At 48.8% G+C, this 25,857-nt stretch carries 28 protein-coding genes; 14 read left to right on the top strand and 14 right to left on the bottom strand.

Features of this window, described 5'->3' with window-relative positions; all coding sequences use genetic code 11:
* The 3 genes from pgeF to lgt form a co-directional block, all read right to left on the bottom strand.
* Positions 1-804 carry a peptidoglycan editing factor PgeF gene (pgeF, locus tag FHS77_RS02145; RefSeq protein WP_184219287.1) on the bottom strand — a complete coding sequence of 268 codons (804 nt, stop codon included), beginning with the start codon at positions 802-804 and terminating at the stop codon, positions 1-3.
* An 82-nt stretch (positions 805-886) separates the two neighbouring features.
* Entirely contained in the window at positions 887-1,993 is a 1,107-nt protein-coding gene (locus tag FHS77_RS02140) for a class I SAM-dependent methyltransferase (RefSeq protein WP_184219284.1), read from the bottom strand.
* A 16-nt stretch (positions 1,994-2,009) separates the two neighbouring features.
* Positions 2,010-2,861, bottom strand: coding sequence for a prolipoprotein diacylglyceryl transferase (lgt, locus tag FHS77_RS02135; protein ID WP_184219281.1), 852 nt, complete (start codon positions 2,859-2,861; stop codon positions 2,010-2,012).
* 234 nt (positions 2,862-3,095) lie between these two features.
* Here lgt and FHS77_RS02130 point away from each other — a divergent pair, with 234 nt between their 5' ends.
* The 3 genes from FHS77_RS02130 (at position 3,096) to FHS77_RS02120 (ending at position 4,786) form a co-directional block, all read left to right on the top strand.
* Complete coding sequence (locus tag FHS77_RS02130) at positions 3,096-3,362, top strand: accessory factor UbiK family protein (protein WP_184219278.1); 267 nt, start codon at positions 3,096-3,098, stop codon at positions 3,360-3,362.
* Positions 3,363-3,876: 514 nt separating this feature from the next.
* On the top strand, positions 3,877-4,377 hold the full coding sequence (locus FHS77_RS02125) for a type III secretion system chaperone family protein (protein WP_184219647.1): 501 nt from the start codon (positions 3,877-3,879) through the stop codon (positions 4,375-4,377).
* Positions 4,378-4,426: 49 nt separating this feature from the next.
* A complete protein-coding gene (locus FHS77_RS02120) occupies positions 4,427-4,786 on the top strand; it encodes a tRNA-binding protein (RefSeq protein WP_184219275.1) in 360 nt (119 codons plus the stop codon).
* Positions 4,787-4,856: 70 nt separating this feature from the next.
* Here FHS77_RS02120 and FHS77_RS02115 read toward each other — a convergent pair whose 3' ends face one another.
* The 3 genes from FHS77_RS02115 to FHS77_RS02105 all read right to left on the bottom strand — a co-directional run bounded on the left by FHS77_RS02115 (position 4,857) and on the right by FHS77_RS02105 (position 7,562).
* The gene (locus tag FHS77_RS02115; RefSeq protein WP_184219272.1) at positions 4,857-6,197 is read right to left on the bottom strand and encodes an ATP-binding protein; all 1,341 of its coding nucleotides are present in this window, start codon (positions 6,195-6,197) and stop codon (positions 4,857-4,859) included.
* A gap of 69 nt (positions 6,198-6,266) precedes the next feature.
* Positions 6,267-6,971 (bottom strand): response regulator, encoded by a 705-nt coding sequence (locus tag FHS77_RS02110; protein WP_184219270.1) that lies wholly within the window; start codon positions 6,969-6,971, stop codon positions 6,267-6,269.
* A gap of 36 nt (positions 6,972-7,007) precedes the next feature.
* The gene (locus FHS77_RS02105) at positions 7,008-7,562 is read right to left on the bottom strand and encodes a MarR family transcriptional regulator (protein ID WP_184219267.1); all 555 of its coding nucleotides are present in this window, start codon (positions 7,560-7,562) and stop codon (positions 7,008-7,010) included.
* A gap of 323 nt (positions 7,563-7,885) precedes the next feature.
* On the opposite strand from FHS77_RS02105, the gene FHS77_RS02100 reads away from it, so the two are divergent.
* Positions 7,886-8,167, top strand: coding sequence for a hypothetical protein (locus FHS77_RS02100; RefSeq protein ID WP_184219264.1), 282 nt, complete (start codon positions 7,886-7,888; stop codon positions 8,165-8,167).
* A gap of 291 nt (positions 8,168-8,458) precedes the next feature.
* A complete protein-coding gene (locus tag FHS77_RS02095) occupies positions 8,459-9,100 on the top strand; it encodes an MBL fold metallo-hydrolase (protein WP_184219261.1) in 642 nt (213 codons plus the stop codon).
* Between the two features lie 52 nt (positions 9,101-9,152).
* Here FHS77_RS02095 and FHS77_RS02090 read toward each other — a convergent pair whose 3' ends face one another.
* The 3 genes from FHS77_RS02090 to greA all read right to left on the bottom strand — a co-directional run bounded on the left by FHS77_RS02090 (position 9,153) and on the right by greA (position 11,424).
* Positions 9,153-9,650 carry a BA14K family protein gene (locus FHS77_RS02090; RefSeq protein ID WP_184219258.1) on the bottom strand — a complete coding sequence of 166 codons (498 nt, stop codon included), beginning with the start codon at positions 9,648-9,650 and terminating at the stop codon, positions 9,153-9,155.
* 210 nt (positions 9,651-9,860) lie between these two features.
* Positions 9,861-10,910 (bottom strand): glycosyltransferase family 4 protein, encoded by a 1,050-nt coding sequence (locus FHS77_RS02085; protein WP_374786188.1) that lies wholly within the window; start codon positions 10,908-10,910, stop codon positions 9,861-9,863.
* 40 nt (positions 10,911-10,950) lie between these two features.
* Positions 10,951-11,424 (bottom strand): transcription elongation factor GreA, encoded by a 474-nt coding sequence (gene greA / locus FHS77_RS02080; protein ID WP_184219252.1) that lies wholly within the window; start codon positions 11,422-11,424, stop codon positions 10,951-10,953.
* 836 nt (positions 11,425-12,260) lie between these two features.
* Here greA and FHS77_RS02075 point away from each other — a divergent pair.
* The 4 genes from FHS77_RS02075 (at position 12,261) to FHS77_RS02060 (ending at position 16,101) form a co-directional block, all read left to right on the top strand.
* Positions 12,261-13,862 (top strand): flavin monoamine oxidase family protein, encoded by a 1,602-nt coding sequence (locus FHS77_RS02075; RefSeq protein WP_184219249.1) that lies wholly within the window; start codon positions 12,261-12,263, stop codon positions 13,860-13,862.
* 46 nt (positions 13,863-13,908) lie between these two features.
* A complete protein-coding gene (locus FHS77_RS02070) occupies positions 13,909-14,328 on the top strand; it encodes a c-type cytochrome (protein ID WP_184219246.1) in 420 nt (139 codons plus the stop codon).
* Between the two features lie 110 nt (positions 14,329-14,438).
* Positions 14,439-14,936: a RidA family protein gene (locus tag FHS77_RS02065; RefSeq protein WP_184219243.1), complete on the top strand. Its 498-nt coding sequence runs from the start codon at positions 14,439-14,441 to the stop codon at positions 14,934-14,936.
* A gap of 268 nt (positions 14,937-15,204) precedes the next feature.
* A complete protein-coding gene (locus FHS77_RS02060) occupies positions 15,205-16,101 on the top strand; it encodes a DMT family transporter (protein ID WP_184219241.1) in 897 nt (298 codons plus the stop codon).
* Here the strand turns inward: FHS77_RS02060 and FHS77_RS02055 are convergent.
* Positions 16,091-16,441 (bottom strand): DMT family protein, encoded by a 351-nt coding sequence (locus FHS77_RS02055; protein WP_184219238.1) that lies wholly within the window; start codon positions 16,439-16,441, stop codon positions 16,091-16,093. The genes FHS77_RS02060 and FHS77_RS02055 overlap by 11 nt on opposite strands.
* 28 nt (positions 16,442-16,469) lie before the next feature.
* Here FHS77_RS02055 and FHS77_RS02050 point away from each other — a divergent pair, with 28 nt between their 5' ends.
* Positions 16,470-16,715 carry a hypothetical protein gene (locus tag FHS77_RS02050; protein WP_184219235.1) on the top strand — a complete coding sequence of 82 codons (246 nt, stop codon included), beginning with the start codon at positions 16,470-16,472 and terminating at the stop codon, positions 16,713-16,715.
* 25 nt (positions 16,716-16,740) lie between these two features.
* Here the strand turns inward: FHS77_RS02050 and FHS77_RS02045 are convergent, their stop codons facing one another.
* Positions 16,741-17,139, bottom strand: a complete 399-nt coding sequence (locus FHS77_RS02045; protein WP_184219232.1) for an acyl-CoA thioesterase — start codon at positions 17,137-17,139, stop codon at positions 16,741-16,743.
* Between the two features lie 162 nt (positions 17,140-17,301).
* On the opposite strand from FHS77_RS02045, the gene FHS77_RS02040 reads away from it, so the two are divergent.
* Together FHS77_RS02040 and uvrB are read left to right on the top strand one after the other, a co-directional pair.
* Positions 17,302-17,862, top strand: a complete 561-nt coding sequence (locus FHS77_RS02040; RefSeq protein ID WP_184219229.1) for an SH3 domain-containing protein — start codon at positions 17,302-17,304, stop codon at positions 17,860-17,862.
* Positions 17,863-17,975: 113 nt separating this feature from the next.
* Entirely contained in the window at positions 17,976-20,837 is a 2,862-nt protein-coding gene (uvrB, locus tag FHS77_RS02035; RefSeq protein WP_184219226.1) for an excinuclease ABC subunit UvrB, read from the top strand.
* A gap of 49 nt (positions 20,838-20,886) precedes the next feature.
* Here the strand turns inward: uvrB and FHS77_RS02030 are convergent, their stop codons facing one another.
* Together FHS77_RS02030 and FHS77_RS02025 are read right to left on the bottom strand one after the other, a co-directional pair.
* Positions 20,887-22,437: a sulfatase-like hydrolase/transferase gene (locus tag FHS77_RS02030; RefSeq protein WP_184219223.1), complete on the bottom strand. Its 1,551-nt coding sequence runs from the start codon at positions 22,435-22,437 to the stop codon at positions 20,887-20,889.
* Positions 22,438-22,634: 197 nt separating this feature from the next.
* On the bottom strand, positions 22,635-23,096 hold the full coding sequence (locus tag FHS77_RS02025; RefSeq protein ID WP_184219220.1) for a Kazal-type serine protease inhibitor domain-containing protein: 462 nt from the start codon (positions 23,094-23,096) through the stop codon (positions 22,635-22,637).
* A 323-nt stretch (positions 23,097-23,419) separates the two neighbouring features.
* On the opposite strand from FHS77_RS02025, the gene FHS77_RS02020 reads away from it, so the two are divergent.
* Positions 23,420-24,325 (top strand): lytic transglycosylase domain-containing protein, encoded by a 906-nt coding sequence (locus tag FHS77_RS02020; protein WP_184219217.1) that lies wholly within the window; start codon positions 23,420-23,422, stop codon positions 24,323-24,325.
* Positions 24,326-24,770: 445 nt separating this feature from the next.
* Complete coding sequence (locus FHS77_RS02015; protein ID WP_184219214.1) at positions 24,771-24,986, top strand: cold-shock protein; 216 nt, start codon at positions 24,771-24,773, stop codon at positions 24,984-24,986.
* 281 nt (positions 24,987-25,267) lie between these two features.
* Here FHS77_RS02015 and FHS77_RS02010 read toward each other — a convergent pair whose 3' ends face one another.
* On the bottom strand, positions 25,268-25,738 hold the full coding sequence (locus FHS77_RS02010) for an Lrp/AsnC family transcriptional regulator (RefSeq protein WP_184219211.1): 471 nt from the start codon (positions 25,736-25,738) through the stop codon (positions 25,268-25,270).
* Positions 25,739-25,857: the final 119 nt, after the last annotated feature.

Below are 25,857 nucleotides of genomic sequence, written 5' to 3'. Positions count from 1 at the left end.
TTACTCCCTTATCGCAATTGCTGCGATCTGGCGGCCGTAATCCGGCTCAGCTCGATGTGTTGTGCGGCGATAGGAAAAGAACCTTTCCTCATCTCCATAGGTACATTCTTCCAGCGCTGTGGCCTGCACCCCTGCTTTTTCCAAGCGGTCGGTGATAAAGCGCCAGAGATTGAACATATAATGCTCTGGTTTCACAGAAGGCGCGAAATATTGGGCAGAGTCATTGTTTTCGCGCAAAAATTGCTGATAAAATTCTGCGCCGACTTCATAATTTTCAGGGCCGATGGCGGGGCCGAGAACAGCGATGATATTTTCGCGGGCGGCACCCAGTTCAATCATGGCCGTGATGGTGTTTTCTAATACGCCGCCTAATGCGCCGCGCCAACCCGCATGTGCTGCACCAATAATGCCTGCCTGATGATCGGCAAAAAGCACAGGGCCGCAATCAGCCGTGAGCGCACCAAGTGCAATGCCCGGAACATTGGTGACCATCGCATCGGCTTGCGGTTTTGGCGAGCTGAGCGGCTCAGTGACCTTAACCACATTGGGCGAATGCACCTGATGCACGGTGGTGAGGTTTTCAGGCTTCACGCCTAAAAATTCTGCCACCAAACGGCGGTTTTCCGTCACATGATCCTGATTGTCATGAGAGCCGGTGCCGACATTAAGCCCTGCATAAATGCCTTCGGATATGCCGCCGACACGATTGAAAAAACCATGCACGATTGTGCTGCCGGATGAGGCATCCGATTTTTCAAGTTGCGTTGAACGCAGTGGTTGCGGCTTTGTCACGTCGGTTGGCATTTTAAAAAGCTTTCGTCAAAAAACGCGATTGTTGTGGAGCATTGCACGCTTGTCAATGCAAAGAATGGCTAATGGCAGTGCATTAACTGACAGCTGAAGATGGCATGTCATAAGGCAAAGGGGCAATGGAAGAGGAACTGACACTCAGAACCTTAAAGAGGTTTCCCATCTGATCGGGAGCGGCCAACCGTTCGACATCAGCTTGCAATTGCTGTTGCTCAGCTAAAGATTTGCCGCGGCCCAATTGTCCGGCGCGGTCAAGCAAACCCATATTTAATAAAAACGCGCCTTGTGTTTGCGTGGCGCTGTTTACTCCGGCTTGTGATGCGATGTTTTTAAGTGCAAAAAAATCCACATGGCTGGTGATGTCAGCTGCACCGGGATTGGCAAAAACATCATCAAAATTGTGTTTGAGCATAGCTTGCAGCGTATCGCCGTAGCCTTGGGTGAGGTGGCCGTAATCGATTAGCAGGGCGCTGCCTTCAAATTGCGCAATATGGTCGCTGATTTGTTGCATCAGGCCGGAACGCGCCGGTGCGACTTCAAAAATTGCACCTTCCGGCGCAGACTGGTGATCTGCGGGCAGGAGACTTGCATCAACTGAATAGTTGCTGGCAGTAAAAATAAAAGCGCCATTTTCATCCAATGCGATGACACGCTCGTGAAAACGTCCTTGTTTTTTCACATATTGGCGCATCGGCAAAGCATCGAAAAGCTCATTGGCAACCATGATAAGCGGTTGTTTTTCTAGCTTTTGGAAGTCGTCCGTCCATGTAACCGGTAGCTTAAAGGGTGCTAAAGTCTGGCGCTGAATGTCGGTTAGGCGCGGGCTGGTTTCCACCATGGTAATATGGGCGGCTGCGATGAATTCAGGGCTTAATTGTTGCGCTGTGCGCAGCAAGTCTTTCATCAATGTGCCGCGGCCCGGTCCCATTTCACAAAGGGTGAACGTGGCTGGTTTGCCCATGGCCAGCCATTGCGACACACACCAGACGCCAATCAGCTCGCCAAACATCTGGCTGACTTCAGGTGCTGTGATAAAATCACCCTTCGCGCCGAAAGGCTCCTGCACCATGTAATAACCAGCTTCACGATCACCAAGGCAGGCCAGCATATATTCGCTGACCGTGATCGGCCCCTGGGCTTCAATGCGGCGCTTGAGGCGCTGTGCGAGACTGGATGAGGACATGGTGCTTGTCTTAAACTTAAGGTCTGGCAGCTTCAGGTGCTGCCATTTGCGCACGGATCATCGCCCAAAGGCCGAGCAAGACCATCGGTACTGATAAAACCATGCCCATGGTGAGCCAGTCGCCGGCCAGATAGCCAAGCTGGGCATCCGGTTCACGGAAGAACTCGACAATAATGCGCGAGACGCCATAGCCGGTGACAAATGCGCCAGCGATAAAGCCCGGTTTTTTGAGTTTTTTGAAACCCCAGACGAGAATGGCGAGGATGATGAAAAGCACAAAACCTTCAAGCGCTGCTTCATAAAGCTGGCTTGGATGGCGCGGCAGCTCTCCGCCATTGGGGAAGTAAAATGCCCAAGGCACATCACTGACACGTCCCCAGAGTTCGGAATTGATGAAATTGGCGATACGCACAACGCCAAGGCCGATTGGCACACCGGCAGCAATCACATCAAACATGCTCCAGACTGCAATTTTGCGCGAGCGTGCAAAAAGGATCATTGCAATGGTGGTGCCGAGAATGCCGCCATGAAAGGACATGCCGCCGTCCCAGACTGCGGGAATGGCAAGCGGATTGGAAATGTAGAAGCTGAAATTATAAAACAGCACATAACCGAGACGGCCACCGATGACGACACCGAGCGCTGCCCAGACGACAAAATCATCAAGCATGATCGGCTGCATCGGTGCTTGGTTGTGCGCCCAGAGACGATGGTTTTGCAAAAGCTTTTTGCCGTACCACCATGCAAATAAAATGCCAATAATATAGCCCAAGCCATACCAGTGGATGGCAAGCGGCCCGACTGAGAAAATCACCGGATCAATATCAGGAAAAGCAAGGCTCGAGAGAGGCAGGAGTTGGGTCGACATTCAAATTCTCCGGAAATCGTGCAAGCCTTGCTATAAATAAAATCGGACTAAATAACGGATATTTAAGTCACGCGTACCGCTATATAAACGATCTTGGATGGGTTTTTCCAGTAGCAGATTTTAATTCTCGTGCTTGCATAGGAAGCTTGCGGGTCTTAAATCTGAAAATAAGTCAGCAATTACTGAAATCAAACGGGCGTGATGCCCTTTGTGCAAATGACAAGGATGATAGTCATGACCAGCGGATCGAACAGAATTCTGGATGAACTGGCCAAACTCGTGACCGATGCGGCTGGCGCTGCACAGGGTGTGCGCGGCGAAGTTGAAACCGCATTGCGCTCGCAGGGCGAACGCGTCCTCAATGCGCTGGATGTGGTGCAGCGTGAGGAGTTTGAGATTGTGCGTGATCTGGCGATCAAGGCACGCGCTGAAAATGCAGCTCTGTTGCAGAAAATCGAAGCGCTCGAAGCACGGTTAACCAAGCTAGAGTCTGATTCTTAAGCAGAATTTCTGCTAAACGCTGTTTTTTACGCTTGTGCATAAAGTTTTTAACAAGAAATTTATCAACAGGCAAAAAGGGCGAAAATCCCTTGTGATTGAATCCTTTAACGACGGGCACGACAGTGCCCGTTTTCATGTTTCCACATCCTTTCTCGCCTGTTTTTATAAAAGGGACTAGCGCTCAGAGTCTGCATCAATAGACTGAAAACACTACATGATTCGAAATCGGGGTCATGGAGTTCAAGTGGTGGGGGCTACTTGTGGGGCTATATGTAGGTCTGGGCGTTTTTCAGACTGCTTTCCGAGTCAGTAAGCCAATATCTTTGGCCAGTATCGTTGCGTATGTGCGTGTGCCCTTGAACGGTAGATCACCCGACCGGTGATTTATGGTTCAACCTATCAATCCGGTTTCTTTGTTTGCGCGAGTGTTTTGCGCTGCAAGCAGAGCGAACCAGGTGAGCATCATGTTCGCCGGACTAAGAATACGCTGATGCGTGCAGGACAGGAAACAGATATGAGCCTTGTGGAGCTTGAATTCGCACGTGAATTACATCCCGTTGATGTGATCGAGCATGTTGCCAATTCAAATGAATGGTCTTTTGAGCGCACCGGAGACGACGAAATTGCTATTTCTGTCGCGGGAAGCTGGACGGACTATCATATTTCTTTTTCATGGATGGAAGACTATGAGGCGCTGCATCTGGCCTGCGCCTTTGATATTAAAGTGGCAGAACCGCGTGTTAACGAGGTGTTGCGCCTGTTATCATTGATCAATGAGCAGCTTTTAATGGGGCATTTTGATCTGTGGCGACAGGAAGGGGCGATTATGTATCGCCAATCCCTTTTGCTGGCCGGTGGTGCAGAGCCAACCAGCCGTCAGGTGGAAGTGTTGCTTTCCAGCGCGATTGAAGCATGCGAAACCTATTTTCAGGCCTTCCAGTTTGTTGTCTGGTCTGGCGTTACAGCGCGTGAAGCGATGGAGAGTGTATTGTTTGAAACTGTTGGTCAGGCTTGATTTTTCAAGCCAGCAAGCGACAGGAAACATATAAAAACTGGGAACGGATATGAGTGAGACAAGCGTGATTGCCGATACGATTACATGGGGCGACTTTGAAAAGGTCGATATTCGTGCCGGCACCATTATTGAAGCGCAGCCTTTTCCTGAAGCACGCAAGCCTGCTTTCAAACTGAAGATTGATTTCGGTGCCGATATTGGCGTGAAGAAAACTTCGGCGCAGATTACCAAACATTATCAGCCGGAAGATCTGGTCGGCAAACAGGTGATGGCAGTGGTGAATTTTCCACCGCGTCAGATCGGCCCTTTCATGTCGGAAGTGCTGACACTCGGTATGCCGGATGAAGCTGGTGATGTGGTGTTGGTGACAACAGACAAAACCATTCCGAACGGCGGCAGATTGTTTTAATCTTTATTATTGATTGAAATTTTAGAACCGGTCTTAGCAGGTGCTGAGGCCGGTTTTTTTATGTCGCTCATTATGCCGGAATTTGAATGACTGCGCGTAAGCCGCCAAGCGGACTGTCGTGCAAGGTGATGTCGCCGCCGTGGCTGCGGGCAATGTCGCGTGCAATGGCAAGGCCAAGGCCGGTTCCGCCTGCATCCTGATTGCGCGCTGCATCAAGACGCACAAACGGCTTGAATACATCTTCGCGGCTTTCTTCCGGAATACCGGAGCCGTTATCATCTACGGTGATTTCCAGAAAACCATCCTGATGGCGTGCATGCAGATCAACCTTATCGGCATAGCGCAGCGCATTGGAAACAAGATTGGACACCAGTCGGGAAAAATCATTCGGGCGCACATTCACATCCGGTGAACCGTCAATGGATGCGGTTAAATCCTTACCGCGTAAGGTGCTGTCATGTTTCAGCCGGTCGAACAGGATTTGCAGATCAAGCACAGAAGTTTCCTCTGAACCCTCGCCACGCGCAAAGGCCAGATAGCCTTCCAGCATGGTCTGCATATCGGTGATGTCCTGATTGAGCGGTTCTGTATCAAGAGAGTTTCCGGCCAGCGCCAATTGTAATTTAAAGCGGGTCAGAATGGTGCGCAGATCATGACTGACCCCGCTCAGCATTGCGGTGCGCTGCTCGATCTGGCGCTCAATACGCTCACGCATCTGGATAAAGGCAATGCCGGCTTTGCGCACTTCCTCGGCGCCTTGCGGCTTAAAGCCCTCAGGCATTGCGCGCCCTTTACCAAAGCTTTCGGCAGCATCCGCCAATTGCTGGATCGGCTTGATCTGATTACGCAGGAAGAAGATCGCAATTGTCAGCAATACAAGTGCCGTGCCGACCATCCATGTCAGGAAAATGCCGGTATTGGAGGCATAGGCCTGTGAGCGTCTGGCAAAAACACGCAGCACATTATTTTCAAGTTTAACGCGGATTTCAACGAGATCGGAATCGCCGACCGTATCAATCCAGAACGGGCGATTGATCTGGCGGGTGATTTCCTCGCTCAAGAAATAATCAAGAATAGAAAAGAATGGTTTCGGACTGGGAGCTGGCAGCGGATCAGGCGGCAGAATGGAAATATTGAGTGCTAATCGCTGCTGCGCGATGCGGATGACATTTTCATAATCAGCTTCTTGCGGATAGGTTTCCAGCAGATCAATGATAGCGGAAATATCGCGCACCACAGCCGTTGAAAGGCGCTCGGTGACCATTTGCCAGTGGCGTTCCATAAAGACAAAAGCCACCACTGACTGCAAAAGCACCATCGGCGCGATGATAATAATCAGCGAGCGCGCATAGAGACCTTTCGGAATCCATGTGCTGAACCAGTATTTCAGAGCCGTCCAAGGGTGTGTCATGGTCTGAGATCCTCAGTCGCCAAATTCTGTCCCTTTTCGTTCTGATCTTTTAAACTGTGAAAGCGGTTTCTATTCAATACTCAGCTTGTAACCAATGCCGCGTACTGTTTGCAGCCAGATCGGAGTGGCCGGATCCTGCTCGATTTTACGGCGCAGACGGTTGATCTGCACGTCGATGGTGCGTTCGCCCACTTCTCCTTCCGCACCGGTCAGCTCGTGACGCGGGACGGTATCACCGGCGCGCTCCGCAAATATGGCCATAATATCGCGTTCGCGGTCGGTGAGCTTGATAACTTCGCTGCCCTTTTTCAATTCGCGGCGCGGAATAAAGAATGTGTAAGGGCCAAAAACAATTTGCTCAATTTTTGGCTGAGTGGCGGGTGCGCCGCGACGCAGAATATTATTGATGCGCAACAGCAATTCGCGCGGATCAAAAGGTTTTGGCAGATAATCATCTGCACCTGCTTCCAGGCCATCAATGCGGCTGTCGGTTTCTGACAGGGCAGTGAGCATCAAAATAGGAACGGTCTTTTTCTCGCGCAAAGAGCGCGTGAGGGATACGCCTGTTTCACCCGGCATCATAACATCAAGAATGAGCAGGTCGAAATCAATGCCTTCCAGCTTACGCCGTGCTTCGGCAGCGCTTGCGGCAATGGTGACGCGAAAGCCGCTGGTGGTGAGAAATTGCGAAAGCAGACTGCGGATGCGTGTATCGTCATCAACAACCAGCAGGTGCGGTGCATCATCTGAGATAAGTTGATCTTCAACGAGCATAGCGCACTCCGTTTTCTAAGGTGTTAGTCACAGGCATTAAGTTGATGGAAGACTGGTTTTTACAAAAGGACGTTCTGTTGCACTACCATAATCTGCCGGATCAAAACTGTCGATTTGAATCCGGCGATCAGGATTGACCATTTTATAAAGAAAACGCTCAATAATATGACGTTCTTCTTCAGAGCAATTGTCGAGAGCACTGGCAATGCGGTGTGACTGCGGCGTTGCCAGCGACAATGTCAGGGTGCGGCCAGTCTCGGTTGGATATAGTTTTCTGTGGCGTCTGTCGTGCGCGGCAGTGATTTGCAGCACATGACCGGTGTCGATCAGCTGCTTCAGCACGCGAGACAGGCTTTGTTTGGTAATGCGCAACAAATCTAAAAGTTCCGCAACCGTCATGCCGGGCTTACGATTGATAAAGTAGAGCACGCGGTGATGCGCACGGCCAAAACCGATTTTTTCAAGGATCAAATCCGGATCAGCGGTAAAATCACGATAAGAGAAGAACAAGAGTTCGATAATATCGAGATTGTCTGCCTCGCGTGCAGAAAGCGGGGTCTCAACTGAGGCAGTTATATTTTCAGAATTCACATCATAGCTCCGGTCATCTGGTTATGAATATGTCAGTATGCGCAACCGATTTCAATGACGCAGGCCGCAAAGCCACGGCTATTCCTGTGAATGGTCAAAACGTTATGCATGCAGCTTTATTATTACGTTACCTGATTATTGATTATGCATTTTTATAAAGTGATATTACGCTTTAATCCATGTATTTCTATGCGAAGACTGTGGTCAATTCTATTTTTATGAGTAAATGAATCGCAATTTATTTGACATTATTGGCTTTCTGATGATCATCAAGTAACTGGATTCTTTAATCTCATGCACAACCTTGATGGGAAGGATAAGTCATGGATGCTCTTCTGCCTATTGTTTTGCAATTGATCTCTGGTGCAGTTGGCGGCAATATTGCCGGAGCTGTTAAGAATTTGAGCCTCGGAACAACCGGTAATACTGTTGCCGGTGGTATCGGTGGTGTTATTTTGGGGCAATTACTGCCGCTTTTGAATAATGGCAGCCTTGATTCCCTGCTGAATGGCGCGATCGGCCAGCTGGCTGGCGGTGGTATCGGTGGTATCGTTCTGACTGCTATTATTGGCATGATCAAAAACGCAGCCGCCAATAAAGCTTAAAAAAACTATAAGGCAGTCCTGAAGTTTCGGCTGCCTTATATTTTGTTTTGGTAAGAGCGACAGGAAACCGGTCATGAAACTGATCGGTTTTTTTATATTTTAATCATCGTTCTGTGTCGCCGGAGCATAATTCCTTAAGCCTGCATCAGTGTATGGTTAAATTACGCTCTGATTTTAAAGTGTTAGAGCGACTTTTGTGTGCCAAGTCAGACACACGGGGCTCTAAAGCCTTGTTTGTATGCACGGGGCGGCATATTTGATGATCAGTCTTTTTAATATATGGAGTGCATTGTGGGGCAGCTACAGGCGATTATCATACCGGTGACGGCATTTCAGCAAAACTGTACTTTGCTGTTTGACAGTGAAACCAAAAAAGGGGTCGTGATTGATCCGGGTGGTAATGCTGATCGTATCGTAGAAGCGGTAAAAGCCCATAATGTGGATGTGGAAGCCATTTGGCTGACCCATGGGCATCTGGATCATGTTGGCGGGGCGCTTGATCTGAAAGATGCGCTGAATGTAAACATTATCGGCCCGCATATTGATGATAAAGAGCTGATGGCCAATGTGGAGAGCTCTGCCGCACGCTATAATCTGCCGGATAAAATGCGTAATCTTGCTTCAGATCAATGGCTGAACGAAGGCGAGCATGTTTCGTTTTCCGGTCATGATTTTGAAGTGTTTCACTGCCCGGGGCATTCGCCGGGGCATGTGGTTTTCTATAATAAAGCTGCATCTTTTGCGCTGGTGGGCGATGTGTTGTTCAACGGTTCAGTCGGGCGCACTGATCTGCCGGGTGGCGATCATGATGCCTTGATCAGCTCGATTAAAGATAAATTATTGCCGCTCGGCGATGAAGTCGGCTTCTTGTGCGGCCATGGGCCGGGCAGCCGTTTTGGTGATGAGCGCCGCGGTAATCCATTTCTTGTATGATTAAAGCAATTATAAAGAAGCCCCCGAACATGGCTGCGCGGGGGCTTTTTGATTAGTTGGCGACGCAGAAATGGTCAGCACCGTCATAACCGCGATAAGTACCGGTTTTCGGATTGAAAGAACGGAACTTCTGTGAGCAGTAATTATACCATGCCTGCGACCAAGGCTGCGCGCCACCGCGATATTTCACGCTTGCAGGTGCTGGCGGATAGGCGTTGTAAGCTGGCTGCGGCGGGTAATAAACGCGTGGTGGCGGAGGAGGCGCATAGGTTGGGGGGCTTGGCTGAGACAGCGCACCGGCAATGATTGCACCTGCGGCCAAACCAATAACACCGGCGGCAATCGCATCGCTTCTGTCGCGTTTGCGCGGACGGTCATAGTTCGGGCGTGGTCTGTTCCAGTCATTGCGACCGCCGTGCCAGCCGCCGTGACGGCCATTGTTCCAACCGCCATTGCCACGCCATGAATCTGCGGATGCAGTGCTGATAGGCGCTGCAACGGCTGCCATAGCGGCAAAACCTAATATTGCGGTTTTCAAAAACTTGTTCATTCTGCTTCTCCTTCGGGAGTAAACTCTCTGATTGAATTCAGGCGGAAGAGACTGAATTTGGTTGCTGCATTTGCAGCTCATGATGCATTGATAAACAATGCTGCATGAATGGAAGCTGAACGAAATTTAAACGCTGAATTTTGTGCAAAAAATGTTTCGCCCGCCGATCAGCAGATGGGCGGGCGGATATTATGAACTGTCGGATCTAACTTATTTTTGTGCGAAAACCTGCTCATAAACTTCGCGGATGGATGTGGCTTCACGCTGTAGCGGGAAGTATTTCTGAGTGTTTAACAATGCTGCTTCGGCATGTTTCTGTGCCACTTCAGGCGAGGCCAGATAAGGGCGAATGGCTTCCCGCAAACGATTGCCGTCGCCGGCAGGGACAACCGAGCCGGTTTTGCCTTCAATAATCATTTCCGCATAAGCGCCGGCATTACTTGCCACCACTGCGGTTTTCGACGCCATCGCTTCCAGTGGTGTGAGGCCAAAGCCTTCATTACGTGATGGCGCAACATAAAGTGTGAGGCGGCGATACCAAACACGAATGTCCGGTACTTCACCTAAAATCAGAATGCGATCCTGTAAGCCTGCTTTAGCAATACGGGTTTTCAGGTCGTTTTCAAAACTTTGATGCTCTGCGGTGGTGCGGCCGGTAATGACGGCTGTCCATTCCGGATAATCCGGCAGCAATTTGATCATCGCGTCGACAAACAGGTCGGTGCCTTTTTGATGGCGCACGCGGCCAAAACAGCCAATGGCATATTTACCGGCCAGACCGGAAGATGCAAATTCATCATCCTGATCGACAGGCGGATGAAAGCGTTCCAGATCAACGCCATGCATGATGACGGTATGAGGCACTTTCAAAAAGCTGCCTGAACGGCTGCTGGTAGCAATCACGGCATTCATGCGGCGGATCAGCCATTTGGTGAATGGCTTGTGATCGCGCTGAGCCGCAGAGGTAAATACAAGACGCAATTTCATCCGCAATACATCGCGCATGAGGATGCCCGCAATCATCTCGACATTACGTCTTGCATGCCAGATGCGAAAGTTGCGCTTTTCGGGCTTGCTCCAGAAAGAGAAAATGGCCGTCCATTTGAGATGGGGCAGATCGGCAGGCAGGCCAGGCCCCATCGTGGCAATGTTCAGGCCTTCACGTCTTTGCAACGGGATAAGCTGAACAATCGTCGAGGTGACACCGGATAAGCGCTTTTTAAAATTGGGCGCAATGACCTCTGTCTTGTGGACGGACACCTCAGTTTGCCGGACGGGAACCTGCATTTGCTTTTATCTCTTAGACGAATTTGAAGCTCAGGATTTCATATGAACGTGAGCCGCCCGGTGCGTTTACTTCAATTGTATCGCCTTCGCCTTTACCGATCAGCGCGCGCGCAATCGGGGAGGAGATGGAAATACGACCCTGTTTGACGTCAGCTTCCTGATCGCCAACAATCTGATAAATCTTTTCCGCTTCGGTTTCTTCATCAATCAAAGTGATGGTTGCACCAAATTTAATGCGATCGCCGCTCAATTTGGTAACATCAATGACTTCAGCGCGTGCAATCAGGTCTTCCAGTTCGGAAATGCGGCCTTCATTGAGGCTCTGCGCTTCTTTAGCAGCATGATATTCAGCATTTTCCGAAAGGTCGCCATGTGCTCTTGCTTCTGAAATGGCCAGAATAATATTCGGACGTTCCACCTGTTGACGGTTGCGTAATTCTTCTTTCAGGTTTTCGAAACCGCCGGGTGTCATCGGAAATTTGTCCATACCCTGTCCTTTCGTGAGCCTAGCAGGCTAAAATTATGCGAGAGGCCCATGTGCTGAACGCCTTTGCGTGTCAGCCATTCATGCGCCAAACGGTTAAACATCATGACGGCAGACAAAAAGAAAACGGTGACCGAAGGTCGAACTCCGGTACCGTCTCTTAGTCATCTTTGCCTCAGTATAGCATTTGTTGCAGGCTTTTCACGTGGAAAATAAACTTTTCCCGAAACATTCTCGCTAAAAGCCGTTTTTAACTTCGAGGAACGGCTAGTGAGACAAAGAATGTCGCGGTGCAATGCAGGTCTGCACGAGCTTTACTGACTTTATTATATAGGGACAGAATTCTGCATTGTGTAGCTGTTGATGCTAACAGCCGGATCACGCGGTTTTGACGACTAATTTTGCATCTGGGCTTGCACATTCACACGAAATTGATAAAGGGCGCAAAGCTGATTTATAGCGGGCAATTGTCAAATGGTGCGTTTTGAGGCATAATGGAATGAGCAGGCTGCATTGAAATAGTAGTGTAAAGCTCTCATGAAATGAGGGCAGGAATTTAACCGTCCTGTCAACGCATTTGTTTGAAATAATTTAAGAATATCATACTGCTTGGTGATTCTGGCTTAGGTAGAGCGTTTTGCTGTGCTTTAAATCGGAGTTGAATTTACTTATTGGCGGCTCTTTGGCATAATATATTACTAAAATTGATTATAAGTATGAATTATTTTTAATTGACTGAAACTTGGCTGGAATTAGTTATGAACTTTCTGTGGGGGCTTTAAAGCCTCCCCGATGTCGATGCTGAAATGGTTATCGGATAGTGAAGAGGAACTTTAACAATGAATCGCACAAAAGCGTTTTCGAATTTTACTCGCCGGGATTTACTCTCGCTGATCGGTGCTACAGCCGGTGGTGCGGTGATGTATCAGGCAATGACCAGCCTTGGTCATGCTGCAGAATCCGGTTACAAAGGTCCAGTTAAGCTGGAAGGCGATCCTAAAGGTGCCACAGTTCTGATTCTGGGTGCTGGTCTTGCAGGTATGACCGCAGCACTCGAAATGCGTCAGGCTGGCTATAAAGTTAAGATCCTCGAATATAATGATCGTCCGGGTGGCCGTAACTGGACAGTGCACGGCGGTGACAAGTTTACTGAAATTGACGGCACAACACAGACTTGTGAATTTGACAAAGACCAGTACATCAATCTGGGTCCTTGGCGTATTCCTTACCATCACCATGCGGTGCTGGATTATTGTAAGCGTCTCGGCGTTAAACTGGAGCCATTCCAGCAGCTGAACTACAATGCATTCCTGCATTCAACCGAAGCTTTTGGCGGCAAGCCACAGCGCATCCGTGATGTGAAGGTTGATTTCCAGAGCCATTCTGCCGGTCTGCTTGCAAAAGCAACCAAAAAGGGCGGTCTGGATGAGCTGGTAACCAAGGAAGATCAGGAAATTCTGCTTGAAGCCATGCGCTCATGGGGCGTTCTTGACGAGAATTTCGATTATGTGAAGAGCATTCACACTGCCGAATTCCGCGGTTATGAAAAAGATCCAGGCGGCGGCGTTGGTGCCAAGCCGGTTCCTAGCGATCCTTACAAGTTTGAAGATTTGCTGCGCTCGAATCTGTGGCAATATCTGTCAAACTTCAACCTGTATGAATTCCAGACCACCATGTTCCAGCCTGTTGGCGGTATGGGTGTTATCGGTCAGGCTTTTGCTAAGGAAGTCGGCGACCTCATCACTTACAAGTGTAAAGTCACCAAAATCCAGCAGAGCGATAAGGGCGTAACCGTCACTTATGAAGATGTTGAAAATCCAGGCACAATGAAAGAAGAAAGCGCTGACTGGTGTATCTGCACCATTCCTCTGCCGATTCTTGCCCAGATTGAAACCAATCTCAGCTCAGAAATGAAGGGTGCAATCGCTGCGGTTCCTTACGTTTCTTCTGTGAAGTTCGGTCTGCAGTTCAAGCGCCGCTTCTGGGAAGAAGACGAGCACATCTTCGGTGGCATCAGCTTCACCAACCTGCCTATCGGCCAGATTTCCTACCCAAGCACCAATTACAACATGGGCGGCAAGGGCGTTCTGCTCGGCGGTTATACATGGAATGGACCAAACTCATATGAGTTTACCTCTTTGTCACCTGCTGATCGCGTGGCCAAGGCTGTTGAATATGGTGCAGAAATTCATCCTCAGTACAAGGACGAATTTGAAAACGGTGTGAGCTGGGCATGGCATCGCAGCCCGTACACATTGGGTTGTGCCGGTGACTGGACTGATGAAATGCGTGAAGAGCATTACCAGAACCTCTGCAAAATCGACGGCCGCGTTGTGCTTGCAGGTGAGCATTGCTCTTACATCCCTGGCTGGCAGGAAGGTGCGATCCTTTCGTCACTTGATGCAATCACCAGACTTCATGAGCGCGTGATCAAAGGCTAAGGGTTTTCCCCTTAGCTTTCTTCGGCTCGATGAAAGGAACATTCAAATGAAAAATATTTCTCTTCTGGTTCGCCCATTGGCGTTGGCTGCAACCGCAGCTACCATTCTTGGTGTAGCCGCTCCTGCTGCTCTGGCAGACTCTGCCGGAACTGGTTTGAGCAGCAGCAATACTTTTGCAGCTCAGACCGGTCAGGAACTGTACGAAACTGTTTGCCAGGCTTGCCATATGGCAGAAGGTAAGGGTGCAGTTGGGGCTGGTTATTATCCGGCATTGGCTAAAAATGAAACTTTGGCTGAAGCCAGCTACCCGATCTATGTTCTGTTGAACGGTTTGAAGGGTATGCCACCAGTTGGTCAGATGATGAATGACGAGCAGATTGCTGCCGTTGTGACATATATCCGCACTAATTTCGGTAACGACTACAAAGAGCCTGTAACAGCTCAGGACGTAGCCGATAACCGTTAATCATAAAATGCAGATGCCGTGTGTAAAACACGGCATCTGTTTATGACGGCCTTTTTCTCGCCCACTTTTTCAATGCTTATCGAAGTGTAAATCGATATAAGGAAATATCCATGAAGAATTTGACAGCTGCTGCAGTTTGCGCTTTAGGCGTTATGCTTTCTGGCCAGGCTTTTGCTCAAGATGTTATTCGTCATAAAACACCGGGCTCGGATTTCCCGATTGCTCAGGCAGTAGAAGTACCGGCAGGAAAAACAACCGTTTACCTCAGCGGAGCAGTTCCGACTGTAGTCGATGAAAAAGCAGAAAAAAATACGATTGCTGCTTATGGTGATACAAAGGCACAGACAGAAACTGTATTTAAGTCGATTGAAAAATCACTGGCTTCGCTCGATCTGAAAATGAGCGACGTTGTTAAAATGCAGGTTTTCCTCGTTGGAGATCCTGAAAAGGGTGGCAAGATGGACTTTGCCGGCTTCATGGAAGGCTACACCCAGTTCTTCGGCACCGAAGCACAGCCTAACCTGCCTTCACGTTCCGTCATGCAGGTTGCAGCACTTGCAAGCCCGGCATGGCTGGTTGAAATTGAAGTAACGGCTGTTCGCCCGTAATCTTTAAGCATGTGTCAGATTGATTTGGTCTGATTAACGCTTGGATTGGGAACAGATTGTTACCAGCCTTTAAGAAGTCGCTCTTCGGAGCGGCTTTTTTTGTTGCTATGTACGTAGTCAGAAAATTAGCGCTGTTAATCATCTGACCAGACATACACGAAGCTTCAATGGGCAGCTCTTGCTGTTGCAGTGCAACTGTGGCTATAGGATTAGGTGGAATACAACTCGTATTCATTCATCATTTTCTGTCGTTTTCAGGTTTTGCACTATGTCGCGTCTTCAGGCTAATTTGCTTCTTCTGCTCGCTGGTATGATTTGGGGGATGGGTTTTGTTGCCCAGTCCACCGCTATGGCAAGTATCGGGCCGTTTATGTTTATTGCGGTTCGTTCTGTTATTGCAAGTTTCAGTATTTTGCCGATGGCTATTGCGGAAGGTAATCGGGCAAAGCAGAGTCTGAACAGGCGCGATTATCTTTTCTTTGCGGCCATTGGTTTGGTATTGTTCACCGGCCTTGCTGCGCAGCAAATTGGTTTGCAAACGACATCTGTTACCAATGCCGGTTTCTTAACTGGTCTTTATCTGATTTTGGTGCCGGTTTTAGGCGTGCTTATTTTCCGTGCGTGGCCGCATGGAATTATCTGGCCATGTTCGCTGGCAGCGCTGGCAGGTATTTTTCTGTTGTCTGGTGGCGAACTCAGTGCCTTGAAACAAGGCGACTGGCTGGTGATGTTCGGGGCATTTTTCTGGGCGTTGCAGGTCTTATTGATCGGGCAGGCAAACCGTAGCGGACGCCCGATTACCTTAAGTGTGGTGCAGTTTGCCACGTGTGCAGTAATCGGTTTTATCTTTGCCTTTACGCTTGGTGAGGTGGATTGGTCGGCGGTTGCTGTTACATGGAAAGAGCTATTGTTTACCGGCGTGTTTTCGTCTGGTGTTGCCTTTACCTTGCAAGCGATCGGGCAGCGTTATACCACGCCGCCACAGGCCGCTATTTTCCTCTCCTCGGAAGCATTGTTTGCTGCATTTTTCGGTGCGATTTTCTTAAGCGAACGCTTGTCTTTTGTCGGGCTCATTGGCTGTGCTTTGATTTTCGTCTCTATGCTGGCCGTTGAAATTATCCCGATACTGACCGCAAAGAAACCTCAGGCTGTGGTTACGCCTTAAAGATAAATGATGCGCCAAGGGCAATGAGAGCGAAGCCGATCAGGTGATTCCAGCTAAAAGCTTCTTTCAGATAGAAAACTGAAAAGAATGCAAAGATGATCAGAGTGATCACTTCCTGAATTGTTTTCAGCTGGACGGTTGTGTAAACGGCTGAACCGATCCGGTTGGCAGGCACGGCCAGGCAATATTCGGCAAGTGCAATGCCCCAGCTGAGGAAGATGACGGTAATCAGCGATGCTTGCGGAAATTTTAAATGTCCGTACCACGCGGTGGTCATAAATACATTGGACATGATGAGCAGAATAATGGGAAGAATTGCCGGAGAGATTAAAAACGCCATTTCAGTAGATCCCGAAGAAACGCCAAATTTGACAAGACAGATTTTGATATATGGTGGAATGCTGGCAGGCTTGATGCTTGCAGGCTGCACGAAACATAATGCAGTGGCGGATTTGGTGGCTCCTTTGCCGCCTGCAACAGTACGTGCTTATGAGGCTGTGCCCAATCATCATGTGGTTGCGGCCGCGGAGCCTGCCATTCTTGGTCTGGCAGAGGAGCAGGATATTGAAAGCCTGAGGCTCGCTCGCTGCCAGACGAATAAGACATGTAAATAATCATAAGGCGCAGGGCAGAAAAGCCTTATGCGCTGATGATTTCTTCTGCGATCGGGGTTGGTTTGCCGTCTGCATCAAGGGCAACCATGACAAATTCACCATGAGTGACAAGATCCATCTGCTGGGACAAATAACGCTGTGCCCAGGTTTCAACTTTCAAGGTGATGGATGTGCGGCCAACTTTGGTGATATCGGTATAGATGCATAAGGTGTCACCGACCTTGACCGGTTTGGCAAAGGACATTTCACGTACCGCAGCGGTCACTACACGACCGCCTGCACGTTCTGCCGCGCGGATGCCACAGGATAAATCCATCTGTGCCATAACCCAGCCGCCGAAAATATCCCCGGCCGCATTGGCATCGCATGGCATGGCCTGTGTGCGGATGGTCAATGTGCCTTTTGGTGAGGTGGTTTCTGACATTTTGCACTCCTGGAAATTAAATGTTCTGATAATGGATTTAAGCCTTAAGCAAAGCAATTCCCACTCTTAAATTGCATACACTATGATAAAGTGCTGAGGCTGATGGAACGTTTAGGCATATTCATGCGTTATCCGTCACAGGCTTAAATAGGAGCTGCACCCATGAAAGTTTTTTTAAGAACTGCATTGCTTGCAGTTGGTTTAATTGCAGCCGGAGCTGCACAGGCAGCCAATGCAATTGTGACCGCTGATTTGAATGTAAGAGCAGGGCCCGGCACGAAATATCGTACCCTTGGTGCAATTCCTAATCGTGCCCGGGTTGATGTTAGCGGGTGTACCAGCGGTTATGGCTGGTGTCAGGTGCGTTATGGTGGTCTGCAAGGCTGGGCATCATCACGCTATCTGGCGACGCGTGTCGGATCATCGGGCAATTATCAGTCAAATAATTTTTCCAATAATGCCGCGGCCATCGGTATTCCGCTGATTGCGGGTGTGGTGATTGGATCAGCAATTAACAGTCGCAATGATCGTTATTATCGCGATGATTATTATGGCCGTCCGCACTGGAACCGCCCGCATCGTCCAAACCGCCCGCATTGGAATCATAATCGTCCGGGACGCCCGAACTGGGATCGCCCGAACAGACCCAATCGTCCGTATTGGAATAATTCGGGTCGTCCGAACGGCAATCATGGCCGTCCGCGCCCGCATCGCTATAACTGATTTGTACTTGGTTTGATCTGTTTGTTCTGGTAATGTACCATATCGGCTAAGAGCATGAGACGATTTTGTTGCATGCTCTTTTCTTTCCTCAGCGAGATCGCCATATTAGCATCATGACCTCTTCAAAAGATAAGCCACCTTTTTCACAAGCCGATGCTGAAAGCAGTATTTCTGGTTTTGCCGAAGCCCCGCAACCGTCGCTTTCGCGAACACCTTTCAGTGCGTCGATTGCGGATTGGGCAAAGGAAATCAGCGATGCAGCCGAGCAGGATGCGGCTGCAAAAACTGCCCCAAAAACTGCCCCAAAAACTTTAAAGAAAACGGCTAAAACACCAGTGAAAAAGGCCGATAGCGCTAAGGTCAATGCGGCGCGTACATCGCGCGGCACCTCTATTGGTACTGCTGCTACGGCTAAAGAGCGAGCTGCTGCTGGTCTTAATCCGGTTTCCGGCCTTGATGTGGCGCTTGAAGATGCTGATAAAATCTCGCCGTCTGGCGCGACAGCTACTGTGCAAGCCCTGTCCGATCTGATTGAGTCCGGTAATCCGCTGTTTAAAAATGGTGAGTTGTGGACGCCACATCGTCCTGTCAGGCCGGAAAAATCCGAAGGCGGACGGGCGATTAAACTGGAAACGGAGTTTACACCTTCCGGTGATCAGCCGACTGCGATCAAAGATCTGGTTGATGGTTTGCAAGATGGTGAGCGCACACAGGTTTTGCTTGGTGTGACCGGTTCAGGTAAAACCTTCACCATGGCGCAGGTGATCCAGCAAACTCAGCGTCCGGCACTGATTTTGGCGCCAAATAAAACATTGGCTGCGCAGCTCTACGGTGAGTTTAAAAGTTTCTTTCCGAATAATGCGGTCGAATATTTTGTTTCTTATTATGATTATTATCAGCCGGAAGCCTATGTGCCGCGTTCTGATACGTTCATTGAGAAAGAATCATCAATCAACGAGCAGATCGACCGGATGCGTCATGCGGCGACCCGTTCGCTGCTTGAGCGCGATGATTGTATTATCGTAGCATCGGTTTCCTGTATTTATGGTATTGGTTCGGTTGAGACCTATACCGCGATGACTTTTGAAATGAAGATTGGTGACAGGCTCGATCAGCGCCAGCTGCTCGCCGATCTGGTCGCACAACAATATAAGCGGCAGGATATCAATTTTGTCCGTGGCTCTTTCAGAGTGCGTGGCGACACAATCGAACTCTTTCCGGCTCACTTGGAAGATAGCGCGTGGCGCATTTCCATGTTTGGCGATGAGATCGAAACCATAACCGAATTTGACCCGCTGACGGGGCAGAAAACCGGCGATCTGCAATCGGTCAAGATTTATGCGAATTCGCACTATGTGACACCACGTCCGACGCTCAATCAGGCGATCAAGTCGATTAAAGCAGAATTGCATGATCGTTTGGAAGAGCTGACAAGGGCAGGGCGTTTGCTGGAAGCGCAACGCCTTGAGCAACGCACAACATTTGATGTGGAAATGTTGGAAGCGACCGGCTCTTGTGCAGGGATTGAAAACTATTCGCGTTATCTCACAGGACGTAAGCCGGGCGAGCCGCCGCCGACATTGTTTGAATATATTCCTGACAATGCGCTTGTTTTCCTTGATGAAAGCCATGTGACCATTCCGCAGATCGGCGGCATGTATCGCGGTGACTTCAGACGTAAAGCAACACTGGCCGAATATGGTTTCCGTTTGCCGTCTTGTCTTGATAACCGTCCGCTGCGCTTTGAAGAGTGGGACGCAATGCGCCCGCAAACCGTGGCTGTTTCGGCAACGCCCGGTAAGTGGGAAATGGAAGAGGCAGGTGGTGTCTTTGCTGAGCAGGTCATTCGTCCGACCGGTCTGATTGATCCGCCGGTGGAAGTCCGTCCGGCAAAAAGTCAGGTCGATGATGTGCTGGGTGAAATTCGGGCCACGGCACAGCAAGGATATCGTACATTGGTGACAGTGCTCACCAAGCGTATGGCGGAAGACCTGACCGAATATCTGCATGAGCAGGGCGTGCGTGTGCGCTATATGCACTCCGATATTGATACGCTGGAACGAATTGAAATCATCCGTGATTTGCGTCTGGGTGCTTTTGATGTGCTGATCGGTATTAACTTGCTACGTGAAGGTCTGGACATTCCGGAATGTGGCTTTGTGGCTATCTTGGATGCCGATAAGGAAGGTTTCCTGCGTTCTGAAACATCACTTGTTCAGACAATCGGTCGTGCCGCGCGTAACGTCGACGGTAAGGTTATTCTTTATGCGGATAAGATCACCGGTTCGATGAGCCGTGCGATGGAAGAGACGACCCGTCGTCGTGCCAAGCAGGTGGCTTATAACGAAGCCAACGGTATCACACCGGCCAGTGTACGTAAGAATATCAATGATATTCTGAATTCTGTTTATGAGCAGGATCACGTGCGTGCCAATCTTTCCGGCTTTGCTGAAGAAGGTGCTATGGTTGGCAACAATCTGGCTGCTCATATCGAGCATCTGGAGAAAGAAATGCGCGCGGCGGCATCCGATCTTGACTTTGAAACGGCTGCACGTTTGCGCGATGAGTTGAAACGTCTGCGCGAAACCGAGCTGGCGATTTCCGACGATCCGATGGCGCGTGAAGTGGAATTGGAAAGTCCGGTTACAGGACGCACCAAAGGTCGCCATAATGCGGGACGCAAACTACACCGCACGGTTGATGATGTGCCGGAGAGCAGCCTGTTTCAAAAGCCTTCGCTTGACGATATGGGGCCTGGAACCGATACGGCGAAACCACGCCATGAGGGTGCATTGCCGGAAAGCCGTTTCCGTAAAAATACGCTGGATGAAATGACAGTGAAAAGAACGGAAATACCTGTTGATGGCGATGAATTTGTCAAACGCGGTCGAATTGGTATCGGTTCATACGAAGATCCGGGGGAAATGGCTCGTAAAAAGCGCCGTCCGGGAAAAACCGGACGTCCGGGTCGTTAAGAGCGTTTGGTGTATTGCATTAAAGAAGGAGGGAAATGCCCTCCTTTTTCTATTTCAGCTCTGGACGTTTTTCGTTCCATATTTTCTCACGCAATGAACGATCCTTGGTGATTGCGGTGTCCAGACCGCCATGTCCCAGTTCTTCCATCATATTTTTATTATGGTTCATTAAAGAGCGGCCAACGCCTGCGCGACCTTCTGGCAAGCGCATGCCCATAAGTTCTAAAATGGTGGGGAAGAGGTCGAACATGGCTGCTTCACGTTTGATGACCTGAGGTTCAATGCCGTCGCCAAGAGCGGTGAAATAATTCATACGGTAAAAAGAGTTGAGTTCATCAGAATGTGGATTGTCCATAATCAAATGGTCGTTATGGATAACAACAATGGTGTTTTCTAACAAACCCTTTTCCCGCAGTGTCTCGACAGTCTTTTGAATGTGATAACCCGAACATTTGATAGCAAACTGCATGCCGCTCAAATCACCCCGTTGCAGATTGGCATTGCAGGTCCTGGTTGGAAAACCGGTTGAGGCGTGTCCTCCGATCGTGGCCATGAAGAAGGCAAAGGGCTGTTTTTGACGATGCAGTTCTTCAATGCGTTTTTCAGCCTGCTCCATCAGTGTGTCATCATAGAGACCCCAATAACTGGTATAATCGCCAACAAGGTCTTTATAATCTTCATAATGGGTGGTGCGATTGAAATTGTGACCGTCGAGATAAGCGCCAAGCCCAGCAAAGTTACGACCACCGCCATTCATAAATTCGGTGTAATAGCCATTAGCGCTTAAAATATCTGGCAGGCAGTAAATGCCGGTGAAGAAATTTTCATGACGGGAAAAATTGTTGCCGCGGTAAAGACCGCGAGGCTGCAACGGTACGCCACATTGAGATGTCATGAAGCCAGCCATTGTCCAGCCGGTATTGGTAACTTGGCGCAAACCCTGAGCTTCTAAGCCGGTTGATGCCAGTTGCATAAACTCGGAAAATATCTGATCGCCTTTTTTAATATCAGCAAAAGTGCGCTCGGTACTTTCAGCATAAATGATAATGATATTTTTTTTAGCCGCTCCAATAGGCAATCGGTGTGGTGGCTCGACATAATTTTCAAAAAGTGTCAGGTCTTTTTTACCATAATAAAAATCATAAACATTCCAGAAAAACGGATTGCAGACCAGTAAGATGACGGCAATCAAAGGATCAATGACTTTGAATCGACGATCGTGCCGTTTGAAAAACAGCATCGGAATCAGAAAGCCAAGAAATGACAGGACAAGGTAAACCACGCGGTTGCCTTGAATCGTCGGTCGGCCACCATCGACTCCCATTTCCATATGATAAAGCACGGCGCCAAAATCAAAGTCACCGAAAATCAGAAAAATGCCCATATAGGCAGTCATCAGCAGGAGAGGAATTAAACTCCACAGCAGATAATATCTTTTATTGATATTCTGTTCATTGTTGAACGGTATCAAACGGGAAATAATGATAGCGCCAACAAAATACAGCACTGTTTCTGTATTATTCAGATCAAAATATTTTCTCAACGAATAGAGCAGAGAGAGTATTAGGAAGAAAGAGGCGACACGTTTCTTTTCAATCATTCATTTGCCTGTTTATACGCAGACACCAAAATATTTGGCGCAATATAAAATATGGTCAGGCAGTCATAATATAGTCATGAAAACGTCACAATAGACTTTGGCCCTTATTCAGCTATTAATTCCGATCAAATGGCCGAATAGAAAAAGGCGACCTGTAAAACAGATCGCCCTGATAAAATTATAGAAAATGAACGGACTTAGCACTGGCCTGCGCTGACAGGGCGATAGCCTGCGCGCCGGGCTTCACATGAATTAGGGAAGCTGCGTTTGTCGCGACCACTGATTGCACATACCGGATTAAACTCACGGGTGCATGCGATATTGGACGGCCTGCCCGGATTAACATGTGGCGGGCGTGGTGGACGCGGACGATGTGACTGGTTTGGTCTGCCATCATTGTTACCCCAGCCATGACCAGGGCGGCTTCCGCATTCACCGCGTGCTACGATTCGATAGCCCTGCGCATTGGCTGTGCAAGCATTCGGCATTGTTTTTTGTACGCCGTTACGCTGGCCGCAAACAGGTGCGTAATTATAAGGGCAGGCTGTCGGTAAAGGCTGAGGCCTGACTGATGGGTAGGTTGTCGTTCCGCTTTCGACAACGCAACCAGAAAGCATGACTAATGCAGATATGAGACCAAGTTTTTTAAAGCTAACCATGTGAAAAGCCGTTCTGTGCATGTTTGTAGCAGTATCGGCACTGAAGCTGGTGCCGGTTCGCCTGAAAGGTTAGTATTCCGCATCATTAGAAATAAAAAATGCTGATGTTTACAGCATGTGGTGTCTTATAAAATTTGGCAACTGAAATATTAGAAAATGTAATCTTGTAAGAGGTTTATTTTTCCATGATGTATAACAAGAACCAAGCAGGTGAGTGATGTTCTGGCCTCGTATATTGGGTTACTCTTTATTTTTTCGCATTATAATGCTTATCAGAAGCTATTCTTTTCAGTATGCTTTTTAGCGGGGCGGGTCACCACTGAATGCGGCAAGGTTTGAGACGACAAAAATTGTTGTTATTAGTGCTGACAAGTGCCGCTTTATTGTCCTCGTCATTTACGGCCTATGCTGAAACGGACGCATCGTTGCAACAGGCTGAACCGGGAAAGGCAGTGCCGGAAAAAATAGCCCCTAGTGTTGAGCAAGTGTGCCAGTTGCTGGAGAGTGCTGCAACAAAGCATGATGTTCCGTCAGGTTTCTTTACGCGTCTGATCTGGAAAGAAAGTCGCTTTGATCATCTGGCGGTCAGTCCTGTCGGTGCGCAGGGCATTGCACAATTCATGCCGGCAACAGCCCGTGAGAGAGGTTTGGCGGATCCTTTCGATTATAGTCAGGCCATTCCGGCTTCTGCGGCCTTGCTGGCGGATTTGAGGCGTGAGTTTGGCAATTGGGGCTTGGCGGCTGCTGCCTATAATGCCGGTTCAGGACGGGTGCGCGGCTGGCTTAATCGCGGTGGTTTTTTGCCGCTTGAAACCGAGAGTTATGTCTTGGATATAACCGGTACATATGCCGATGATTTCATTGGTGCGCCGCTTAAAGACATGCAGCCTCTGGATAAAGAGCTGGATTTTTTGAGCGCCTGTAAAAGATTACCGATTATCCCGACACGTATGATTCCACAGGCAAAGATAAAGCCGCAGCCATGGGGCATTCAGGTGGCTGGTAACTTCAAGCGTGATGTGGCTGTCGCCCAATGGGGACGTCTGCGTAAACAGTATAAAAATATCATCGGAAATAAAGAACCGCATATCAGCAGACAACGTACGGCGATGGGCAAACGTGGTGTTTATGCTGTGCGCATAGGTGCAAATAGCCGTGCAGAAGCTGATAATATTTGCAACAAGTTGCGCAGTTCCGGTGGCGCTTGTATCGTTACGCGCAACCGTTGAGGTGATATGGCTTTCAACAGTAATGGCTTGTAATATCTGGCGTTTTTCGAAAGCGCATGCATTTAGAGAATAGCTTTTCAGCAATATTGATATTGTGAAATAATATACATGATTAAGTCATCAGTTTTGTAATTATATTGCATCTACTATATGCAGTAATACTAAATGATAGGGCTCTCTATATTAAAATCAAAAAATTTGCTTGCCAAATCGCCTTACTTCGCGCAGTCTTGCATGGTTCGGGCATTTTGCGAACGATGGAAGACAGGAAGAATTGCGTGTCGGAACCGCTTAAGTTCCGAGTCGGACAACCGGCAATGATCAGCTCCTTCCCTTATTTCGAGAACTGCCTGCATGACCCTCCGCCGGGCGTGTGGTGCGTTTGGCGGTCGATAATTCTGCTTTCTCCAATGAGGATGCAGCGCCAGGAAAAGGAACGGATCCAATGGCACAGACCGGCTTGGTCAAGTTTTTTAATAATGAAAAAGGTTTTGGCTTTATCAAACCTGATGATGGCGGCGCAGATATTTTCGTACATATCTCTGCTGTACAGGCATCCGGCTTGACAGGTCTGACAGACAATCAGAAAGTTTCATACGAAACAGAACCTGATCGTCGTGGCAAAGGCCCTAAAGCTGTAAATATTACAGTTACCGAATAATTGGTTGATGAGTGATTGCGTAAGGCTTCGGTCGCGCAATTGTTTATAAGTATTGTCGCAGCCTGATGCTTCATTGATGTGGCTGCGGCGATGCAAAAGTTTAAATCAGCGCTGGTGACGAGGTTATCTTGCCAGATATGTAACTGACGTTGCGTAAATTGCGGATTTAACAGATACAAAGTTCGGTGATGGCTTCATGGTCATGCATAGCTTTGAATGGCGCTGAGCATAAAAATACCCCGGTCAATGCCGGGGTTTTTTGTTTTTTATACTCTGCTGTTTTAGATGATCAGCAAAGGCTCGTTTTTAACGGAGCGGATGGTCAGTGCAGTGCGCACAGAATCCACATTCGGGGTTGAAGTCAGTTCTTCAATCACAAATGTCTGGAATGTGTTAAGATCAGGTGCCACGCAATGTAGCAGGAAATCCGATTCACCGGAAACCATCCATGCACGACGTACGAGCGGCCATATTTTGCTTTTTTCTGCAAAGGCTCTCAAATCGGCATCGGACTGGCGGTGCAGGCCAACGGAGCAAAATGCCACCAGATCCTGACCTAGTGCCGCGCCATTTAAAATTGCGCGATAGCCGTTGATGACGCCACTTTCTTCCAATTTGCGAACGCGGCGCAAGCAAGGCGGAGCAGAAATTCCGACCCGTTCGGCCAGCTCCACATTAGTGATGCGCCCGTTATCTTGCAGCTCTTTAAGGATCTTCCAGTCAATTTCGTCTAGGTCAGCCTTAATCGGCATTAGTAACTCCGTGCGCAATGAAGTTGCGGTAAATTGTAATAATAATGTGTGATTCCCAAGAGCAGTAATGCATTATTGCTCTTAGCAAAAAGATCATGCCGATGTAAATCGTCCATTCT

The sequence above is a fragment of the Paenochrobactrum gallinarii genome (genome assembly GCF_014205685.1).
Lineage (GTDB): Bacteria > Pseudomonadota > Alphaproteobacteria > Rhizobiales > Rhizobiaceae > Paenochrobactrum > Paenochrobactrum gallinarii.
The sequence above is the reverse complement of the archived record's forward strand: the minus strand, read 5'-3'. Positions and strand labels throughout refer to the sequence as shown.

Bases quoted from the DNA above. Each gene is read 5' to 3' on its own strand.
- pgeF (WP_184219287.1), bottom strand. From the start codon at position 804: ATGCCAACCGACGTGACAAAGCCGCAACCACTGCGTTCAACGCAACTT.
- FHS77_RS02140 (WP_184219284.1), bottom strand. From the start codon at position 1,993: ATGTCCTCATCCAGTCTCGCACAGCGCCTCAAGCGCCGCATTGAAGCC.
- lgt (WP_184219281.1), bottom strand. From the start codon at position 2,861: ATGTCGACCCAACTCCTGCCTCTCTCGAGCCTTGCTTTTCCTGATATT.
- FHS77_RS02130 (WP_184219278.1), top strand. From the start codon at position 3,096: ATGACCAGCGGATCGAACAGAATTCTGGATGAACTGGCCAAACTCGTG.
- FHS77_RS02125 (WP_184219647.1), top strand. From the start codon at position 3,877: ATGAGCCTTGTGGAGCTTGAATTCGCACGTGAATTACATCCCGTTGAT.
- FHS77_RS02120 (WP_184219275.1), top strand. From the start codon at position 4,427: ATGAGTGAGACAAGCGTGATTGCCGATACGATTACATGGGGCGACTTT.
- FHS77_RS02115 (WP_184219272.1), bottom strand. From the start codon at position 6,197: ATGACACACCCTTGGACGGCTCTGAAATACTGGTTCAGCACATGGATT.
- FHS77_RS02110 (WP_184219270.1), bottom strand. From the start codon at position 6,971: ATGCTCGTTGAAGATCAACTTATCTCAGATGATGCACCGCACCTGCTG.
- FHS77_RS02100 (WP_184219264.1), top strand. From the start codon at position 7,886: ATGGATGCTCTTCTGCCTATTGTTTTGCAATTGATCTCTGGTGCAGTT.
- FHS77_RS02090 (WP_184219258.1), bottom strand. From the start codon at position 9,650: ATGAACAAGTTTTTGAAAACCGCAATATTAGGTTTTGCCGCTATGGCA.
- greA (WP_184219252.1), bottom strand. From the start codon at position 11,424: ATGGACAAATTTCCGATGACACCCGGCGGTTTCGAAAACCTGAAAGAA.
- FHS77_RS02075 (WP_184219249.1), top strand. From the start codon at position 12,261: ATGAATCGCACAAAAGCGTTTTCGAATTTTACTCGCCGGGATTTACTC.
- FHS77_RS02070 (WP_184219246.1), top strand. From the start codon at position 13,909: ATGAAAAATATTTCTCTTCTGGTTCGCCCATTGGCGTTGGCTGCAACC.
- FHS77_RS02065 (WP_184219243.1), top strand. From the start codon at position 14,439: ATGAAGAATTTGACAGCTGCTGCAGTTTGCGCTTTAGGCGTTATGCTT.
- FHS77_RS02060 (WP_184219241.1), top strand. From the start codon at position 15,205: ATGTCGCGTCTTCAGGCTAATTTGCTTCTTCTGCTCGCTGGTATGATT.
- FHS77_RS02055 (WP_184219238.1), bottom strand. From the start codon at position 16,441: ATGGCGTTTTTAATCTCTCCGGCAATTCTTCCCATTATTCTGCTCATC.
- FHS77_RS02045 (WP_184219232.1), bottom strand. From the start codon at position 17,139: ATGTCAGAAACCACCTCACCAAAAGGCACATTGACCATCCGCACACAG.
- FHS77_RS02040 (WP_184219229.1), top strand. From the start codon at position 17,302: ATGAAAGTTTTTTTAAGAACTGCATTGCTTGCAGTTGGTTTAATTGCA.
- uvrB (WP_184219226.1), top strand. From the start codon at position 17,976: ATGACCTCTTCAAAAGATAAGCCACCTTTTTCACAAGCCGATGCTGAA.
- FHS77_RS02030 (WP_184219223.1), bottom strand. From the start codon at position 22,437: ATGATTGAAAAGAAACGTGTCGCCTCTTTCTTCCTAATACTCTCTCTG.
- FHS77_RS02025 (WP_184219220.1), bottom strand. From the start codon at position 23,096: ATGGTTAGCTTTAAAAAACTTGGTCTCATATCTGCATTAGTCATGCTT.
- FHS77_RS02020 (WP_184219217.1), top strand. From the start codon at position 23,420: ATGCGGCAAGGTTTGAGACGACAAAAATTGTTGTTATTAGTGCTGACA.
- FHS77_RS02015 (WP_184219214.1), top strand. From the start codon at position 24,771: ATGGCACAGACCGGCTTGGTCAAGTTTTTTAATAATGAAAAAGGTTTT.
- FHS77_RS02010 (WP_184219211.1), bottom strand. From the start codon at position 25,738: ATGCCGATTAAGGCTGACCTAGACGAAATTGACTGGAAGATCCTTAAA.